This window comes from Flavobacterium sp. T50_26, from assembly GCF_057652995.1.
The window spans coordinates 58383-77584 of the sequence record NZ_JBYFCC010000019.1 but is presented as its reverse complement, the minus strand read 5'-3'; the positions used below and the strand labels follow the sequence as shown (position 1 = coordinate 77584).

Annotated in this window: 13 protein-coding genes and 1 tRNA gene; 8 read left to right on the top strand and 6 right to left on the bottom strand. The window is 33.9% G+C overall.

Annotation, left to right across the window (positions count from 1 at the left end; genetic code table 11):
- Nucleotides 1-182: 182 nt before the first annotated feature.
- Nucleotides 183-707, top strand: a complete 525-nt coding sequence (locus tag AC23MC_RS12120; protein ID WP_487568615.1) for a DUF7935 family protein — start codon at nt 183-185, stop codon at nt 705-707.
- Here the strand turns inward: AC23MC_RS12120 and AC23MC_RS12115 are convergent.
- From AC23MC_RS12115 to AC23MC_RS12095, 5 genes are all read right to left on the bottom strand, one after another.
- Nucleotides 704-2779, bottom strand: coding sequence for a M1 family metallopeptidase (locus AC23MC_RS12115; RefSeq protein ID WP_487568614.1), 2076 nt, complete (start codon nt 2777-2779; stop codon nt 704-706). The genes AC23MC_RS12120 and AC23MC_RS12115 overlap by 4 nt on opposite strands.
- Before the next feature lie 140 nt (nt 2780-2919).
- Nucleotides 2920-2995 (bottom strand) — tRNA-His (locus AC23MC_RS12110).
- Between the two features lie 106 nt (nt 2996-3101).
- Entirely contained in the window at nt 3102-3824 is a 723-nt protein-coding gene (bshB1, locus tag AC23MC_RS12105; RefSeq protein WP_487568613.1) for a bacillithiol biosynthesis deacetylase BshB1, read from the bottom strand.
- 1 nt (nt 3825) lies between these two features.
- A complete protein-coding gene (locus tag AC23MC_RS12100) occupies nt 3826-4851 on the bottom strand; it encodes a chorismate-binding protein (protein ID WP_487568612.1) in 1026 nt (341 codons plus the stop codon).
- 2 nt (nt 4852-4853) lie between these two features.
- On the bottom strand, nt 4854-5282 hold the full coding sequence (locus tag AC23MC_RS12095) for a hotdog fold thioesterase (RefSeq protein WP_487568611.1): 429 nt from the start codon (nt 5280-5282) through the stop codon (nt 4854-4856).
- A gap of 126 nt (nt 5283-5408) precedes the next feature.
- Here AC23MC_RS12095 and AC23MC_RS12090 point away from each other — a divergent pair, with 126 nt between their 5' ends.
- Entirely contained in the window at nt 5409-6968 is a 1560-nt protein-coding gene (locus tag AC23MC_RS12090; protein WP_487568610.1) for a hypothetical protein, read from the top strand.
- Here the strand turns inward: AC23MC_RS12090 and AC23MC_RS12085 are convergent, their stop codons facing one another.
- Nucleotides 6969-7709, bottom strand: a complete 741-nt coding sequence (locus AC23MC_RS12085) for an FkbM family methyltransferase (protein ID WP_487568609.1) — start codon at nt 7707-7709, stop codon at nt 6969-6971.
- A 193-nt stretch (nt 7710-7902) separates the two neighbouring features.
- Here AC23MC_RS12085 and purL point away from each other — a divergent pair, with 193 nt between their 5' ends.
- The 6 genes from purL (at nt 7903) to AC23MC_RS12055 (ending at nt 19163) form a co-directional block, all read left to right on the top strand.
- The gene (purL, locus tag AC23MC_RS12080; RefSeq protein WP_487568608.1) at nt 7903-11556 is read left to right on the top strand and encodes a phosphoribosylformylglycinamidine synthase; all 3654 of its coding nucleotides are present in this window, start codon (nt 7903-7905) and stop codon (nt 11554-11556) included.
- Nucleotides 11557-11627: 71 nt separating this feature from the next.
- Nucleotides 11628-13601: an LTA synthase family protein gene (locus tag AC23MC_RS12075; RefSeq protein ID WP_487568607.1), complete on the top strand. Its 1974-nt coding sequence runs from the start codon at nt 11628-11630 to the stop codon at nt 13599-13601.
- 118 nt (nt 13602-13719) lie between these two features.
- Complete coding sequence (locus AC23MC_RS12070) at nt 13720-15495, top strand: AMP-dependent synthetase/ligase (protein WP_487568606.1); 1776 nt, start codon at nt 13720-13722, stop codon at nt 15493-15495.
- Nucleotides 15496-15609: 114 nt separating this feature from the next.
- On the top strand, nt 15610-16023 hold the full coding sequence (locus AC23MC_RS12065; RefSeq protein WP_487568605.1) for an OsmC family protein: 414 nt from the start codon (nt 15610-15612) through the stop codon (nt 16021-16023).
- A gap of 169 nt (nt 16024-16192) precedes the next feature.
- Complete coding sequence (locus AC23MC_RS12060) at nt 16193-16624, top strand: MarR family winged helix-turn-helix transcriptional regulator (RefSeq protein WP_188363186.1); 432 nt, start codon at nt 16193-16195, stop codon at nt 16622-16624.
- Between the two features lie 148 nt (nt 16625-16772).
- Nucleotides 16773-19163, top strand: coding sequence for a 3-hydroxyacyl-CoA dehydrogenase/enoyl-CoA hydratase family protein (locus AC23MC_RS12055; protein ID WP_487568604.1), 2391 nt, complete (start codon nt 16773-16775; stop codon nt 19161-19163).
- Nucleotides 19164-19202 lie beyond the last annotated feature (39 nt).

The following is a 19202-nucleotide window of genomic DNA, read 5'->3' as shown; positions in this document are numbered from 1 at the left end:
TATTACAATTAAAATTGTAACGAATTATCAACTAAAATTCTATTTTTGCAGTAAACGTTTTAAGATAACTAAAATTTGATTTAACCATATAAGGCATATAAGCATTTAAAACTTAAATGACTTATATGGTAAAAAAAGATTAAGTAAGTTTTAAAGTAGCTCCAAATTAAAAAAATAAAAATATGGAATCAATTAAGTGGATTGAACTTTTATCGTATACTTTGCCGGCGATTATTACCGGTGTTGTGGCTTATTCTTTTTTTCATTTGCACCATAAAGGTCTGGAAGACAGGCGAAAACATTTGATGCGAAAGGCATTGCAAAAGGAGTCGTTGCCAATTCGTTTGCAGGCGTATGAGCGAATGGTTTTGTATTTGGAACGGATAAATCCTGCGAAATTATTGATTCGTGTGGCACCGTATTCGGATGATAAAAACACGTATGAAAACCAATTAATTCAGCAAATTGAGCAAGAATTTGAGCATAATTTGACGCAACAAATTTATATCACGGAAGAGTGTTGGACTGTGATTACGACCGCAAAAAATACAATCATTCAATCGATTAGAAAGTCGAATATGAGTGACCGTGTGGATTCTTCGCACAAGTTGAGAGAGGTGATTTTGAGTGATTTATTAGACAAGCAATCGCCTAGTTATGTGGCAATTAGCTATTTGAAATTTGAGGTGATTCAGATGATGAGTTAGTTTTCGAGTAATCGTTTTAACTGACTTTGTTCGGCGGAATTTAATGTTGGCAACATATCCTGAAAGTACTTTTTGTGTCGTTCGGTTTTGATTAATTCCCGAATTTGATTGCGGGCAAAAAGTGTAAACTGCCATTTGTGATGCGTAGTGGCGTTGACCAAATTTTGAAGAATATTTTGATCGTTTGGATTGAGGAAAAGCAAATTGGTTAACGCATTTTGACGAATGGAACTTTCATATTTTAAGGAAGAATAATCTAATAACTCGTCGTAAAAATTCACTTTGTTATTTACTTCGTAACCTTCTGAAATTAAAGCTAATGTTAGCCACAAGATTCGCAAGTTTTTATCATTAAATCCGACCCAATTTTTGGATAAATTGAGGTAATGTTCTTGTCGTTCGGGGAATAATTTCCACAGCGTTCCTAGTGCTATTTCTTTGGTGATATAGGAATCATCGTTGAGCAACGTTTCGTATTCTGACTGAAAATTACGTGGAATTTCAATCATAATTCGAGAAACAGCTTGTCGAATTTTTATGTTTTTGGAATCTAATGCGAGGTTTAGCAATGATTCTTTTTCTTCAAAAGGGATTTCAGCCAATTGATAAATGACTTCTTCTTTGATGGGATAAAAATCGTTGCTTTTTAAAATGGTTTCAAACAAGGCTGCCTTTTCAGCAAAGGGTTTTGGTTGTAGTTGCACCAAGTCTAAATACGATTTCATAAAGGCATTTTTCTTAAGTAAATCGAGAGCTTGATTGACTTCAAAACCTGATTTTTCAAGCCAATTTTGTTGAAAAGTTGCTGTATCAAAATTGGAAACGGCGTTGACATCTTTTAGAAAATTGGCTGTATTGACATTTTTGAAACCGTATTTTTTTAGGTAATTTTTTACTGCTTTCTGAAAATTTTCTGCTCCAATGTTTTCACGTAAATAATGCAAAGCCCAAGCTCCTTTTTGATAAAATGTGAGTGAACTTGCTTTTTCATTCAGTAGCGGAATCGTATCTGTTTTGGAAGCTTTTTGCAAACGCTCGGCCATTTCATACAATTCCCACTGAAAATAATCGTCACCAAAAATTTCTTTTTCGGCCAGCAAAGCATAGTAAGTGGCGAAACCTTCCTGCAACCAATGGTGTTTTCCGGTTTCTGCAGTGATAAGATTGCCAAACCATTGGTGAGCCAATTCGTGAGCGTTGACGTTGATGTAAGTTTTGTCATTGAAACCGATTTGATCGACCACAAAATCTTGTGAAAAAATGGTGGAAGTGGTGTTTTCCATACCGGAATACAAAAAATCACGAACGGGAACTTGTCGGTAAATTTCCCAAGGATACTTGACGTCTATTTCTTGTTCAAAAAAATCGAAAATTTGGGTGGTGTATTTGTACGTTGTTTCAAATTTATTTAAATCTTTTTGATCTAAATAAAATTCTAATGGTGTTCCTGACTTAGTTTTGGAAGTTTGTTTGACGAATTTTCCAATTGCCATCATTACCAAATAAGAAGACATTGGTTTGGACATTTGATAATTATACGTTGTAAATCCCTTTTCATAACCATTCCTTTTATGATCTCTATTTTTCAAGACTCCGTTGGAAAGTATCGTGTAATCCTCGTTAAACTTTATAGAAATGTTAAAAATCAATTTTTCATTCACATCATCAAAACTAGGCAGCCAATGACTCGTGTATTTTCCTTGACCCTGTGTCCAAATTTGTAAATTTTCGCCTTCTCCAATAAAATAAAGTGTTTGTTTTGGAATGGCTTTGTAGTTAAAAGTCAATGTATTTTTTCCTTTTTTAAATCCTTCAAATAATTGTAGAGCTTTGGTAGTGTTTTTAAAATTTACTGATTTTCCGTTGATTTTCACGTTAGTAAAATCCATTCTAATGGCATCAATAGCAATAGTATCGATGGAAGATAAAACTTGAAATTCATAGTTCACTTCACCTGAAATGGATTTTTCAATTTGATTTGGAATTAAAATGGCGTGTAAGGTTTTAAAATCAACTTTTTGAGATTGTTGAGCGAAGGAGATAGAGAAAAAAAGTAAAAAAAGGTATCGCATGAATTTTTTAAATGATAAACAAAGATACATAGTTTCGTTTTGATGATTTATAAGTTTAAGAAAATCAATAAAAATTTAAAAATTAACTCAAATTAACTCCACAAAAAAAGCCTCGAGTTTCCTCGAAGCTTTGTATTTCTGGGTGAAAGACGGGTCTCGAACCCGCGACCTTCGGAACCACAATCCGACGCTCTAACCAACTGAGCTACAATCACCATTTATTTTACAAGTAAAAACCTTTTGAATTTAAACCCACCAAGTTTTCTTTTGCGAGTGCAAATATAGTGCAATCCTTGAATTCTGCAAAGATTTTTTTGCAATTTTACATCAAATCTTCTAAGCTATTGACAGCCACATATCTTTCGGCTGTAAAACCTTCTGCAAAGTCAGTACCAATCAACCTTCCCATATCTTGCGAACGGTATTTTATACTATCTAAAAAGTTCTTTGTAGCAATTGGTGTAACACTATCATTTGTATTCGGATTATAAAATTGTGAGTCGTAGGCCATAATAGCTTCCACTTTTATATCCATAAATCCTGTAATATCTACTACAAAATCAGGTTTTAAATCTTTCCATTGAATGTAATGATAGACCACTTGCGGTCGCCAAGCTTCTTGCTTTTCACCATCCAAAACAGTTTCAATTCGTTTTAAACCGGACAAAAAACAAGCATCTGAAACCAGCTTTGCACCTTTTCCATGATCGATATGACGGTCGTCAATTGCATTACACAACACTATTTTCGGACGGTATTTGCGAATCATTTTAATTACTTGCATTTGGTGTTCTTCATCATTTTTGAAAAAACCATCTCGCATTTTTAGGTTTTCACGAACAGAAATTCCTAATATTTCAGATGCTTTTGCGGCTTCTCTGTAGCGAATTTCAACCGAACCACGTGTCCCTAATTCGCCCTCCGTTAAATCGATGATTCCGACTTTTCTTCCTAACGAAATTTCTTTGGCTAATGTTCCGGCACAACCTAATTCTACATCATCCGGATGGGCTCCAAAGGCCAAAATATCTACTTGTACATTCATTTTATAAAATGGATTTCATAATTTGTGATTTGTGTTCGGTTTCGAAAAATTCTTTCTCAGGATTACTTTCTCCGGTGATTCCGCAACCGACATAAATGTTTATTTTATTCTCTTCAACTTCTAAACAACGTAAATTTACAAAAAGATTGGCAGATGCTTCTTCTGCATTCCATAAACCTAAATAACCGGCATAGAATTTTCGCTCGTAACCTTCATTTTCAGAAATAAATTGCAATGCTTTTGCTTTCGGAAAACCACAAACTGCAGGTGTTGGATGTAAATTTTGAATAATATTTTTGGTGTTTTCAATCGAATAAACTTCCCCTGAAATAATTGTTTTTAAATGAACTAACGAACCGGCTTCCACTGTGAATGGTTCTGATACTTTCAAAGAAAGTACTTCTTTATGCAAACTATCCAAAATATAATCGGTCACAATTTGTTGCTCATGAATTTCTTTGGCTGACCAATTTTTAAAACTACTTTTTTGATGTGTTCCTGCCAATGAAACGGTTTCAAAATGATTATTTTCAACTTTAATTAATTGTTCCGGAGTGGCTCCCATCCAACAACCAACTTGCGGATGATAAAAAAATGAACGAAAAGCAGTTGGATAACGATTGACTAATCTTAAAAAAGTTTCAATAAAATCAATCTTTTTTTCAATTTCAATTTTTCGGGAAAGGACAACTTTTTCAAAATCGCCATTTTGTATCGAATTTACAGCTTTTTGAACGATATCTTCAAAATTTATTTTTTCATTTTCTGAATAATTCATCAAAACTTCAGTCTGCTCTGTAGAATCAAAACTAAATTCCTCTTCCAAAAAATCTGAACTTTCGAAAGGAATTACATATTTTTTATAATCATCAAAAGAAGCAAAAACAAAACCGCTTTGACCTTTAAAATCAAAAATGAAATCATCCTTTTGAAAAATACCACAAATCGTGTTTTGATTTGGAAGCACATACAAAGCAAAAGGCAATTTTTGTTCTACTTGTAATTTAATTTTTGACAAAATTGCCATCGTTAGGAAGTCTTTTTAGGTAAAACAATGTTTGACAATTTGCAGAGACAGATTAGTTTTCCTACTTCATCTTCAATTTTAATTTCCCAAAGATGAATACTTCTTCCTTGATGAATGATTTTAGCGGTGGCAAAAACAGTTCCTTCTCGCTTACTTCGCAAATGGTTTGCTGAGATTTCAATGCCACGCACTTCTTGTTTTTCTGCATTCACAAACAACATTGAAGCAGCACTTCCTACACTTTCTGCCAATGCAACGGAAGCTCCGCCATGCAATAATCCCATCGGTTGGTGAATTCGTGAATTTACAGGCATTTTGGCTTTCAAAAAATCTTCACCTACATCAATAAACTCAATTTCAAGGGTTTCCATCAACGTATTTTTACTGAAATCATTACAATTTTGAAGAATTTTGGCTTTATCTAAAGTCATCTTATCTATTTTTTGGTAAAAATAAAGATTTTTCAATGGTGCATAAACTAAAATCCTCTTAAATTCGTTTACTAATTTGATTTTGCTATTTCAATTTAATGGTTAATTTTACCAAAAATCAGGCTCATGCGTAATTTACTTTTTCTATTTTTTATAATTTCTGCCATTTCCTTAACTTCTTGTAGAAATGATTTTGAATTTAAACCCAGTTCAGGCGGATTGGAATTTTCAAGAGATACTGTTTATTTTGATACTGTTTTCAGTAATATCGGCTCAAGTACATATACATTAAAAGTGTACAACCGTTCCGATGAAGACATTAGCATTCCTTCCATCCGTTTAGGAAAAGGATTGGATTCTAAATACCGTATGACCGTTGACGGAATGGTAGGCAACAACCGCATTTTTGAAAATGTGGAAATGCTCGCCAAAGACAGTATGTATATTTTTATTGAAACTACGGTGGATATCTCAGAAGCCAATCCAACCGATTTTTTATATACCGATCAAATACTTTTTGGTCAAGGAACTTCAGAGCAAAAAGTAGAATTGGTTACGTTAATTCAAGATGCTTATTTTCTTTATCCGCAACGTTTGGATAATGGGATGTATGAAAATATAAATATCGGAGGAAGACTTGAACGTGGTTTTGTTTTAGACGAAAACGACCCGATTAACGGTAATGAATATATTTGGAACAATTCAAAACCCTATGTCATTTATGGTTATGCAGCCGTTCCTGCCAACAAAACATTAGTTGTTGAAGCTGGGGCCAGAATTCATTTTCATGCGGAATCTGTTTTGATAATTGGTGATCAAGGAAGCATCAAAGTCAATGGAGGAATTTCTAATAATCCTGATAATCCATTAGAAAGTCATGTCATTTTTCAAGGCGACAGATTAGAACCTTTATATGAAGATGTTCCTGGACAATGGGGAGCAATATGGTTGACAGAAGGAAGTAAGAACAATGAATTTACAAATTGTATTATTAAAAACGGTGTAGTTGGACTTTTAATCGACGGAAACACCGGTTTAAATAATCCTGAAGCTGATGTTAAGTTGAAGAACGTACAAATTTACGATCATTCTAATTTTGGAATTTTAGCCAGAACAGCTTACATTTCAGGTGAAAATGTGGTGATAAATAGTGCCGGACAATTTGCTTTGGCATGTACTTATGGAGGAAAATATAATTTTAATCATTCTACTTTTAATAATAATTGGGCAAGTTCAAGACAGCTTTCTGTTTATTTGAATAATTTCTTTGATGGAGCAGAACCTCAAACCCTACCAATGGTAGAAGCTACTTTTACCAATAGCATTATTTATGGTTCAAACCAAATTCAAATGTTGATTGATAAAAGTGGAAATGGTGTTTTTAATTATAAATTCGATCATTGTTTGATCAAGTTTAACAATGTTAATAACGTTTATACAAATAATGATTTGTATCAATTTACAAATCCTGACAGATATATAAATTGTATCATCGCCACAAATAATTCGGTTTCAAATCCCAGATTTTTAAATGTTAATAGAAACAAATTGAATATTGGAGATGATTCTGCTGCAAGAGGCCAGGCAAATACAACTTTCTCTACCATTCCTGATATACTCGAACAACCAAGGTTAAGTCCCACAGACATAGGAGCTTATAATTTTACTGTTTTTGAAGAAGATTAATTACGCTAAACTTTTATTTCTGATTATCACATTTTCTCCATTGGTAGAATAGTGATAATTAGAAAAAGATTTATTTATGGCTTTAAAAAAAGGTTCGGAACATCCTTCATCAATCCAATCATGTAATTCAATCAATACAATTTTATTTTTAGGCAACCACTTTTCGAAATTGGTTGAAAAAAGCTGTCTTTCGCTCGTTTCAATATCTATTTTTACAACATCCACTTCATTGAGTGAATATTTTTCAAAAAGGGTATCCATGGATATAGCACTAATAGAACCTTTTTCAATATCTTCTTCTACAACCAAACCCCACTTTCCAGAATTATATTTATCATATACTTTTAATTTGGTATCTTTATTCCAAAGTCCAGAATTTTCACAAAAAATATCATTATAATTTGAGATATTAGTTTTTAGTAATTCAAAATTTTCAGGATCAGGCTCAATACAAATAATTTTAGCATCCGGGTATCTGTTTTTCATCAAAATAGCAAATAAGCCAACATTTGATCCACCGTCTATTATTACTTTAGGATTTAATTTAAAATCAATATCATATTCCTTTTTCACAAAAACCTGATAAAATGTTCTGATATCAGAAGTACCCGGTCTTAGTTTAATTGGAAATTTGATTCCTGGTACTTTCAATGCATTTACTATACCTAACTTTAATTTTAAATATATTTCTACTCCTTTAATAATTCCAAACTGTCTTCTATATTGTTTAAATCTACTCATTTTTTCTAATCATAAAACTTGACTGCAAACATATGTTAAATTATACAAAAAAAATATTTTTTTTATGTCATAAATTTAAATTGACTTTCCAAACGACAGTCTTTTTTTGTTTACAACTTAGTGAAAAAATATACTTTGAAACTACCTTTTTTCGATGTAAATTTGCACCTACAACAACACAAATATTTTTTATATGATTCATTTCTTCGGAAACGAAAGTACTAACGTTTTTGCCGTTCAGTCGCAAAACGAACTTTCGGCTCAGGACATCGCAAAATTAAACTGGCTTTTTGGCAATACAAATAAAATAGAAAAATCCGTCTTAACGGATTTTTTTGTTGGACCTCGTGCCGCTATGATTACGCCGTGGAGTACCAATGCTGTGGAAATTACGCAAAATATGGGTATCGAAGGCATCATTCGAATCGAAGAATTTCATAAAGTAGAAAGCAATCATTCCGAGTTTGATCCGATGTTATTTCAAAAATATACTGAATTGCATCAAGACATTTTTGCTATCAATATTCAACCTGAATCCATCAAAGAAATTGAAGATATTGCTGCTTACAACAAACAAGAAGGTTTGGCTTTAAGTGAAGAAGAAGTCAATTATTTGAATACGTTAGCCATAAAACTGAAACGTAATTTAACGGATTCTGAAGTTTTTGGTTTTTCTCAAGTGAATTCAGAACATTGTCGTCACAAAATTTTCAACGGAACATTTGTGATTGATGGTGAAGAAAAACCTTCTTCCTTATTCAAATTAATCAAAAAAACATCTGCCGAAAATCCCAACGATATTGTTTCAGCATACAAAGACAATGTCGCCTTTATAAAAGGTCCGAAAGTGGAACAATTTGCTCCAAAAAGTGCCGATAAACCTGATTTTTATCAAACGAAAGAGTTCGATTCAGTTATTTCTATAAAAGCAGAAACACATAATTTCCCAACTACGGTTGAACCATTTAATGGAGCCGCAACCGGTTCGGGTGGAGAAATTAGAGACAGACTTGCCGGTGGACAAGGTTCATTACCATTAGCAGGAACAGCGGTTTATATGACTTCTTACTCTCGTTTGGAAGAAAATCGTCCTTGGGAAAATGCGATGGAAGAACGAAAATGGCTGTATCAAACGCCGATGGACATCTTAATCAAAGCTTCAAACGGTGCTTCTGATTTTGGTAATAAATTTGGTCAACCGTTAATTACCGGTTCGGTTTTGACTTTTGAACACGAAGAAGATGCCCGCAAATTAGGTTTTGATAAAGTGATTATGTTGGCGGGTGGAATTGGTTACGGAAAAGCCGACCAAGCTCAAAAACAAGAGCCAAAAATTGGCGATAAAATTGTGATTTTAGGCGGTGAAAATTACCGAATCGGAATGGGTGGAGCTGCCGTTTCCTCAGCAGATACAGGAGCTTTCGGTTCCGGAATCGAATTAAACGCCATCCAACGTTCCAATCCTGAAATGCAAAAAAGAGCTGCCAATGCCATTCGTGGTTTGGTGGAAAGTGATGAAAATCCGATTGTTTCCATTCACGATCACGGTGCAGGCGGACACTTAAACTGTTTATCCGAATTAGTGGAAGCAACCGGTGGATTAATCGATTTGGATAAATTACCTGTGGGCGACCCTACTCTATCTGCCAAAGAAATAATTGGCAACGAAAGTCAGGAACGAATGGGCTTAGTCATCGGTCAAAAAGATATGGATACGTTGAAACGCATTGCCGACAGAGAACGTTCGCCAATGTATCAAGTGGGTGATGTAACCGGAAATCATCGATTTACATTTGAATCGAAAACAACCGGAGCAAAACCAATGGATTTTGAATTGGCCGATATGTTCGGAAGTTCTCCAAAAGTGATAATGAATGATGTTTCGATAGAACGAAATTTTACCGAAATTAATTATAAAGAAGCCGATTTTGAAACCTATTTAGAACAAGTTTTACAGCTAGAAGCTGTTGCCTGCAAAGATTGGTTAACCAACAAAGTCGATCGTTGCGTAGGTGGAAAAGTAGCTAAACAACAATGTGCCGGACCATTACAATTGCCTTTGAATAATGTGGGCGTGATGGCGTTGGATTACAAAGGAAAAGAAGGAATTGCCACTTCAATCGGTCATTCACCTGTTTCTGCCTTAATCGATCCGAAAGCAGGAAGTAGAAATGCTATTGGAGAAGCTTTATCAAACATCGTTTTTGCACCGTTAAAAGATGGTTTAAAAAGTGTTTCGCTTTCTGCCAATTGGATGTGGGCTTGTAAAAATGAAGGCGAAGATGCTCGTTTATATGAAGCAGTTGAGTCTTGTTCGGAATTTGCTATCGAATTAGGAATCAATATTCCAACCGGAAAAGATTCACTTTCAATGAAGCAGAAATATTCCGATGCCGAAGTAATTGCTCCGGGAACGGTGATTATTTCTGCTGCCGGAAATTGCAATGATATTACGAAAGTAGTTGAACCTGTTTTTCAAAAGACTGCCGGTTCTATTTACTATATCAATTTGTCACAAGACGAATTTAAATTAGGAGGTTCTTCATTTGCTCAAGTGAGAAATGCAATTGGTAAAGAAACACCAAACATCAAAAATGCAGCTTTCTTTAAAAAAGCGTTCAATGTCATTCAGGAATTAATCAAAAACGATGAAATTGCTGCCGGTCACGATATTGGAAGCGGTGGATTGATTACCTCTTTATTGGAAATGTGTTTCGCTGATAACAATTTGGGTGCGAAACTCGATTTTTCATCATTTGAAGAAAAAGATGTATTGAAAATTTTATTCTCAGAAAACATCGGAATTGTGCTTCAGGCGAATGATGATAACGTGTTTGAATCATTCTTGAAAGAAGAAAATATCGCTTTTCATAAATTAGGAAATGTCACAGAATCGAATGTTTTAGAAATTGGAAATTATTCGTTAGACATTTCAAAATTGAGAGATATTTGGTTTAAAACTTCCTATTTATTAGATCAAAAACAAACCAAAAACGGAAATGCAACGGCACGATTTATCAATTATAAAGTACAACCGTTGCAGTATCAATTTCCATCTCATTTTAATGGAAAAAAACCGGAAGTTGATTTTTCAAAACCAAGACCAAAAGCAGCTATCATTCGTGAAAAAGGAAGTAATTCTGAACGCGAAATGGCAAACGCAATGTATTTAGCCGGATTTGATGTAAAAGATGTGCATATGACCGACTTAATTTCAGGTCGAGAAACGTTGGAAAACATTCAGTTTATTGGTGCTGTGGGCGGATTTTCAAATTCAGATGTGTTGGGTTCTGCCAAAGGTTGGGCCGGAGCCTTTTTATACAACGAAAAAGCAAAAACAGCGTTAGATAATTTCTTCAAACGAGAAGATACGTTGTCGGTCGGAATTTGCAATGGTTGTCAGTTGTTTATGGAATTAGAAGTCATCAATCCTGAACACGAAATTCACGGAAAAATGCATCATAACGACAGCCAGAAACACGAAAGTATTTTTACATCTGTGAAAGTGCAGGAAAACAATTCGGTTATGTTAAAATCATTAGCCGGAACTACGTTAGGCGTTTGGGTTTCACACGGCGAAGGAAAATTCAAATTACCTTATGAAGAAAGTCAATATCAAATTGTAGCCAAATACGGTTACGAAAATTATCCTGCCAACCCGAATGGTTCCGATTTCAACACAGCGATGATGTGCGACAAAACCGGTCGTCATTTGGTGATGATGCCACACATTGAACGTTCAACTTTTCCTTGGAATTGGGCTCATTATCCAAAAGACAGAAATGATGAAGTTTCGCCTTGGTTAGAAGCGTTTGTGAATGCAAAAAATTGGTTAAGCAAACATTAAGAAACCATTAAGGTAAAATTAATCAATTTGTGTTTTTACGAAAGTAGATTTGACTTTTGTAAAAACATAAAATGAAAAATTTATCCTATTTAAAACCTATTATTATATTTTTCTGCTTAGGGATTTTAATTACTTCGCTAAGCAGATTTTTTTTATTCATTTATTTCATCGATAGAGTAATAGAAACCGAAAATTATTGGACTATTTTTCCAATAGGTTTACGATTTGACATCATTCTTTTGAGCTATATTTCATTTTTGCCTTTTGTGATATTAACATTTATTCCAGATAAATTGATGAAATATGTTCAAAAACCAATCTCCTTTTATTTTCTATTTTTCTTGCTTCTTATTTTATTGACAGAAATAACATCTGCTAATTTTATAAATCAATATGATACTAGACCCAATAGAATTTATATTGATTATCTAATTTATCCCAAAGAAGTAATTGGAACGCTTTTGAAAAGCTATTTACCATCAATTATCATCACAATAATTATATTGACAATAAGTGTTTACTTTGGCATCAGAAAAAGTAAACAGCTTTTTATTTTAAAACCAAGTCCTTTCAAAATAAGATTGCTCTTAATGCCCATTTTTTTATTTCTATTGATTTTTGGAGCTCGGTCAAGCTTAACTTCAAAACGACCTATTAATGCAAGTAACGCAATTTTTTCGACAGATCAAATGACTAATTCGTTAGGATTAAACTCATTATATACACTGGGATATGCAATTTATTCAATTAAAAATGAAACTGATATTTCAGATTTATATGGAAAAATGAATATCCAAGAGGCCAATACTCGGGTTAAAAAATACATGACAACAAAAGAAAATGGATTCACGTTTGATAGTATTCCGCTCTTACACATTAATAAATCTGACAGTATTTCAGGTAAAAAATTTAACGTAGTTATTATTTTAGAAGAAAGCTTAGGAGCAGAATTTGTAGGCTCTTTGGGTGGATTACCATTAACACCGGAATTTGATAAACTTACAAAAGAAGGGTTACTTTTTACCAATTTATACTGTACCGGTACAAGAAGTGTTCGTGGCATAGAAGCAGTGATTTCCGGGTTTCTACCCTCCTCATCAGAAAGTGTTGTGAAATTAAGCAACTCGCAAGAAAACTTTTTCACACTGGCTTCTGTCTATAAAAATGAAGGATATAATACTAGTTTTATCTATGGCGGAATGGCAAATTTTGATAACATGGCTTCATTTTTTAACGGAAATGGATTTCAAAACATAATTGATGAAACAGATTTTGACAATGACAATCAAAAATATGCTCTAAAGGGAACTTGGGGTTATTGTGATGAAGATTTGGTTGTTAAAGCAAATCACTATTTTAAATCGCTAAATAAAAAACCATTTTTTTCATTGCTTTTTTCAACATCAAATCATGAACCTTTTGAATATCCTGACGGAAGAATAAAACAATACGACAAAAGTAAAAATACTGTTAATAATGCTATAAAATATGCCGATTTTAGCATCGGTAAGTTTTTTGAATTAGCTAAAAATGAGGACTATTATAAAAACACCATTTTTATAATAATCGCAGATCATAATACCAGAACATATGGAAAATATTTAGTTCCAATAAAAAAATTTAGAATTCCAGCTTTAATAATTGGACCAAATGTTCCAAAAGGAAAGATTTTTGATTTACAATCAAGTCAAATCGATATTCCTCCAACCTTATTAAGTTATAGCGGAATAAAAGTTGAAACACCTATGGTTGGAAGAAGTTTATTTGAAATTACACCAAATACAAAAGGCAGAAGTATTATGCAATTTCATGATAATTTTGCTTTTCGACTTGAGGATGACATTGTTATCTTGCAACCCAAAACAAAACCTTTACAGTTTAAGGTGATAAGCGATAGCATTCTTAAACCAACAAAATTAAATATTGAATTATCTAAAGATGCATTAGCACATTTAATCGTTGCTGAAAATTTATACAAAACTAGAACATACAAAATCAGGAACAATAAAACAGTGAAAACAATTAAATTCCTGAAAAAACTATAACTCAACACTTCGTTTATTTCATAAAAATCAAGGAGTTGACAATTTTCAACTCCTTTTTTTATTAAAATGATTTGAAAATGATTGTTTTTTCTCTAATTTGCATCAAAATCCATTAAAGATGATTCAAATAACCCGACTTTTTGATTTTCCGTATTATCAACTTGCCAAAAATAATGTGGCCGATTGCTTGGTTACCAAATACAATGGCGAGTGGATAAAAACTTCTACACAAGAATATATTGACAAAGCCAATGCAGTTTCTAGAGCATTTGTTCGTTTAGGAGTTCAAAAAAATGATAAAATTGCGATTATTTCATCCACCAATCGAACAGAATGGAATATTATGGATATTGGATCGCTTCAAGTGGGAGCTCAAACAGTACCAATTTATCCAACCATCGCTGCAGAAGATTACGAATACATCCTAAATCATTCTGAATCAAATTATTGCATTGTTTCTGATCAAGTGGTTTATGATAAATTAATAGCTATAAAAAATAATGTTCCTACTTTAAAAGATGTCTATTCTTTTGATGAAATTAAAGGTTGCAAAAACTGGAAAGAATTATTAGAATTAGATTCAGACACTTCCAATCAAGATGTGGTTGAAGACCGAAAAAACAATGTAAAACCGGAAGAATTAGCTACAATTATTTACACTTCGGGAACCACAGGAAGACCAAAAGGAGTTATGCTTTCGCACAATAATATTGTTTCCAATGTGTTGGATAGTGCTCCGAGAATTCCGTTTGCAGAAGGAACGAGTCGTGCTTTAAGTTTTCTACCTGTTTGCCATATTTTTGAACGTTTGATTTTATACATTTATCAATATTATTCGGTTTCGATTTATTTTGCTGAAAGTATCGAAAAATTGACCGATAATTTAAAGGAAGTTCATCCTAATGTGATGACGGTTGTTCCTCGTTTGTTGGAAAAAGTATATGATAAAATTTATGCTAAAGGAGCCGATTTAAACGGAATCAAAAAAACGCTTTTCTTTTGGGCAATTGGTCTTGGTTTACGCTACAAACCGTATGGTCAAAATGGCTGGTTTTATGAAAAACAACTTGGCATTGCTCGCAAACTTATTTTCAGTAAATGGAAAGAAGCTTTAGGCGGAAATTTAGATGTGATGGTTTCAGGAAGTGCCGCTTTACAGCCTCGATTAACAAGAGTTTTTGCAGCTGCAGGAATTCCGGTTATGGAAGGATATGGTTTAACCGAAACTTCTCCTGTAATTTCTGTAAACGATATGCGAAACGGTTTATTTCGTATTGGAACAGTTGGAAAATTAATTAAAAATGTAGAAGTAAAAATTGCTGAAGACGGAGAACTACTTTGCAAAGGTCCTAATGTCATGATGGGATACTACAAAGACGAAACGCTTACAAATGAAGTAATTAAAGACGGCTATTTTCACACTGGTGATATTGGTGAGTTTGATAATGATGGGTTTCTTCGCATTACCGACCGCAAAAAAGAAATGTTTAAAACGTCCGGCGGAAAATATATTGCTCCACAATTAATTGAAAACCGATTAAAACAATCTTTCTTCATTGAACAAGTTATGGTGATTGGCGATGGTGAAAAAATGCCGGGAGCTTTTATTCAACCAAATTTTGATTTTGTTCGCGAATGGGCAAAAAGACATCAGGTAACTGTTTCCGATTCAAACGAAGAATTAGTAAATAACCCAAAAGTTATTGAACGTTTTCAAGAAGAAGTTGATCATGCCAATGAAAAATTCGGTAATTGGGAAAAAATCAAACGTTTCGAATTAACTCCGGATGTTTGGTCTATAGAAGGTGGACATTTAACACCAACTATGAAATTAAAACGTAAAATTGTTAAAGAAAAATACAAACATCTTTACGAAAAAATTTATAATTCATAATTCAAAAGCTCTCCAATCCGAGAGCTTTTTTATTTTTTAAAAAACACTTAACACAATAATAACAAGCCAACTGACCTAGATTTTGTAATTTAGACAAAACTTAAAATAATAATTATGAAAAGACATGCAACAGCCGTTTGGAACGGTTCAGGAAAAGAAGGAAAAGGAAATTTAACCACGCAAAGTACCGTTTTAAATAAAACACAATATTCATTTGGCTCTCGTTTTGAAGAAGGAATCGGAACCAATCCCGAAGAATTAATCGCCGCTGCTCACGCAGGTTGCTTTACGATGAAACTTAGTTTCAATTTAGGAGAAGCTGGTTTTGTACCAACTGAATTAGAAACAAAATGCCAAATTACGTTTGAAGATGGAGCAATTACTAAATCACATCTTATACTTACTGCTACGGTTGACGGAATTTCTGAAGACAAATTTGCCGATTTAGTGAAAGATGCAGAAAACAATTGCCCAATTTCAAAACTATTGAATACAGCTATTTCTGCTGAATTTACATTGAATAAATAATTCAATTTATTAACAAAAACTATGTAAAGACGGAGTTAAATCCGTCTTTTTCTTTTGAATAGTTTGTAATAATAGAATTATCCCAACCAAATTAAAAAATGTTAAAATTTTAAATTTACTATGCGTGCATAATAAATTTTTATTATCTTTGAAATCGTTTGCGTAAAATATGAAAGATAAAACAATAGATTATATTCTTCGAGCCACATGGCAATCCGTTGCCAGAATGTACAACGAAGAAGCTTCTAAATTTGATGGCTCAATGGCTATCGGGTTTGCATTGCTTAGCATCGATAAAGAAGAAGGAACGCCATCCTCCTACATCAGCAACCGAATGGGAATGGAAGCAACAAGCCTAACCAGAACCTTGAAAACCTTAGAAGAAAAAGGCTTAATCATTCGCAAAAAAAATCCCGATGACGGTCGAGGTGTTTTAATCTACCTTACCGACTTAGGAAAAGAAAAAAGAGAATTATCCAGAAATACAGTTTTGAAATTTAATGAAGTCATTCGTCAAAACGTATCCGACGAAAAATTGCAAAATTTTATCGAAGTCGCTGATGTGATTACGGAATTGATTAATGAGAAGAAGATTTTTTAAAAAGAAAATAGAAGAAAGAGAAAAGAAAAAAGACAGTGGGGTTTAGATTTTTCTAATTTCAAAACTGTTTTAAAAGAATTATCAAATAGAACCAGCGGAAACTCGTAACTCGTAACCCGTAACCCGAAACCGCAATAAGAAATAAAAAATGAAAAGAACAATTAAAAAAGTGGCTGTCATCGGATCCGGAATTATGGGCTCCGGTATCGCTTGTCATTTTGCAAACATCGGTGTCGAAGTACTTTTGTTGGACATCATTCCAAATGCTTTAACCGAAGCTGAAGAAAAGAAAGGTCTTACTTTAGAAAGCAAAGCAGTTCGCAATCGTATTGTGAATGAAAGTTTGACAAATGCTTTAAAATCGAACCCCTCTCCTATTTACAGTCAGAAATTTGCAAACCGAATTACAACCGGAAATACAACAGATGATATGCCGAAAATCGCTTCGGTAGATTGGATCATCGAAGTGGTTGTTGAAAGATTAGATATCAAAAAACTCGTTTTCGAGCAAGTTGATAAATATAGAAAAGTGGGAACATTAGTCACTTCAAACACATCCGGAATTCCGATTCAATTTATGAGTGAAGGTAGAACTGAAGATTTTCAACAGCATTTTTGCGGAACGCACTTCTTCAATCCTGCTCGTTATTTAAAGTTGTTTGAAATCATTCCGGGCCCAAAAACAAGTCAAACTGTTTTAGATTTCTTAACCAATTACGGTTCACAATTTTTAGGAAAAACTTCGGTCGTAGCCAAAGATACTCCGGCATTCATTGGTAATCGAATTGGAATTTTCGGTATCATGAGTTTGTTTCACCAAGTGAAAGAAATGGGGCTAACCATCGAAGAAGTGGATAAATTAACTGGTCCTGTAATTGGTCGACCTAAATCGGCTACGTTTAGAACCGTTGATGTGGTTGGATTGGATACCTTAGTTCACGTGGCTAACGGAATTCACCAAAACTGTCCGAATGACGAAGCTCATGACTTATTCAAACTACCCTCTTTCATTGACAAAATGATGGAAAACAAATGGCTGGGAAGCAAAACCGGACAAGGATTTTACAAAAAAGAAGGAAAAGAAATTTTATCATTAGATCTAGATACTTTAGAATATAGAGCTGCTAAAAAAGCATCATTCGCTACGTTAGAATTAACCAAAACGATTGATAAACCAATTGATCGTTTTCGTGTTTTGGTAAAAGGAAAAGACAAAGCCGGTGATTTTTACAGAAAGAATTTTGCGGCTATGTTTGCGTATTGTTCCAACAGAATTCCTGAAATCTCAGACGAATTATATAAAATTGATGATGCGATGAAAGCCGGTTTCGGTTGGGAAAATGGTCCATTCGAAATTTGGGACAGCATCGGTGTAGCCAAAGGAATTGAAATGATGCGTGCCGAAGGTTATCAGCCGGCAGCTTGGGTGACTGAAATGGTTACTTCCGAGAATGCTTCTTTTTACACGGTTAAAAATGGAGCAACTTATTTTTACAATATTCCAACCAAATCACAAGAAAAAATTCCTGGTCAAGATGCGTTTATCATCTTAAACAATATCCGAGAAAGTCATAAAGTTTGGGGTAATTCCGATGCCACAATTCATCATTTAGGTGATGGTATTTTGAATTTAGAATTCCATTCCAAAATGAATACAATTGGTGGTGGAGTTTTACAAGGCATCAACAAAGCCATCGATTTAGCCGAAAAAGAATACAACGGATTAGTTATTGGAAACCAAGGAACTAATTTCTCTGTCGGTGCCAACATCGGTATGATTTTTATGATGGCAGTTGAACAAGAATATGACGAATTGAATATGGCCATCAAAATGTTCCAAGATACGATGATGCGTTGCCGCTACTCCTCTATTCCGGTTATTGTTGCTCCACATGGTATGACGTTAGGTGGTGGTTGCGAAATGACTATGCATGCCGACCGCGTAGTGGCTGCTGCAGAAACGTACATTGGTTTAGTTGAATTTGGTGTTGGTGTAATTCCCGGCGGCGGCGGTTCAAAAGAAATGACCGTTCGTGCCTCTGATTTATTCCGTAAAAATGATGTGGAATTAAATGTTTTACAAGAATATTTCTTAACCATCGGTATGGCTAAAGTAGCAACTTCTGCTTACGAAGCCTTTGATTTAGGTATTCTTCAACAAGGTAAAGATATTGTTGTTGTGAATCGTGATCGTCAAATTGCTGTGGCGAAACAAGTCGCGTTACAAATGGCAGAACAAGGTTACACACAACCGGTTCAACGCAAAGACATTAAAGTGTTAGGAAAGCAAGCTTTAGGAATGTTCTTAGTAGGAACAGATCAAATGCAAGCCGGAAAATACATTTCAGAACACGACAGAAAAATTGCCAATAAATTAGCGTATGTCATGGCAGGTGGCGATTTATCAGAACCTACATTGGTGAGTGAGCAGTATTTGTTGGATTTAGAAAGAGAAGCTTTTTTGAGTTTGTGTACCGAGAGAAAGACTTTGGAGAGAATTCAATTTATGTTGACAAAAGGAAAGCCTTTGAGAAATTAGTATTAAGACGGAAGTATTAAGTATTAAGACCCATAAAGA

What these genes read in the sequence shown, in the direction of transcription:
- AC23MC_RS12090 (WP_487568610.1), top strand. Translation starts at nt 5,409, where the DNA reads ATGCGTAATTTACTTTTTCTATTTTTTATAATTTCTGCCATTTCCTTA.
- AC23MC_RS12075 (WP_487568607.1), top strand. Translation starts at nt 11,628, where the DNA reads ATGAAAAATTTATCCTATTTAAAACCTATTATTATATTTTTCTGCTTA.
- AC23MC_RS12120 (WP_487568615.1), top strand. Translation starts at nt 183, where the DNA reads ATGGAATCAATTAAGTGGATTGAACTTTTATCGTATACTTTGCCGGCG.
- AC23MC_RS12060 (WP_188363186.1), top strand. Translation starts at nt 16,193, where the DNA reads ATGAAAGATAAAACAATAGATTATATTCTTCGAGCCACATGGCAATCC.
- AC23MC_RS12115 (WP_487568614.1), bottom strand. Translation starts at nt 2,779, where the DNA reads ATGCGATACCTTTTTTTACTTTTTTTCTCTATCTCCTTCGCTCAACAA.
- AC23MC_RS12100 (WP_487568612.1), bottom strand. Translation starts at nt 4,851, where the DNA reads ATGGCAATTTTGTCAAAAATTAAATTACAAGTAGAACAAAAATTGCCT.
- AC23MC_RS12055 (WP_487568604.1), top strand. Translation starts at nt 16,773, where the DNA reads ATGAAAAGAACAATTAAAAAAGTGGCTGTCATCGGATCCGGAATTATG.
- bshB1 (WP_487568613.1), bottom strand. Translation starts at nt 3,824, where the DNA reads ATGAATGTACAAGTAGATATTTTGGCCTTTGGAGCCCATCCGGATGAT.
- AC23MC_RS12065 (WP_487568605.1), top strand. Translation starts at nt 15,610, where the DNA reads ATGAAAAGACATGCAACAGCCGTTTGGAACGGTTCAGGAAAAGAAGGA.
- AC23MC_RS12070 (WP_487568606.1), top strand. Translation starts at nt 13,720, where the DNA reads ATGATTCAAATAACCCGACTTTTTGATTTTCCGTATTATCAACTTGCC.
- AC23MC_RS12095 (WP_487568611.1), bottom strand. Translation starts at nt 5,282, where the DNA reads ATGACTTTAGATAAAGCCAAAATTCTTCAAAATTGTAATGATTTCAGT.
- AC23MC_RS12085 (WP_487568609.1), bottom strand. Translation starts at nt 7,709, where the DNA reads ATGAGTAGATTTAAACAATATAGAAGACAGTTTGGAATTATTAAAGGA.
- purL (WP_487568608.1), top strand. Translation starts at nt 7,903, where the DNA reads ATGATTCATTTCTTCGGAAACGAAAGTACTAACGTTTTTGCCGTTCAG.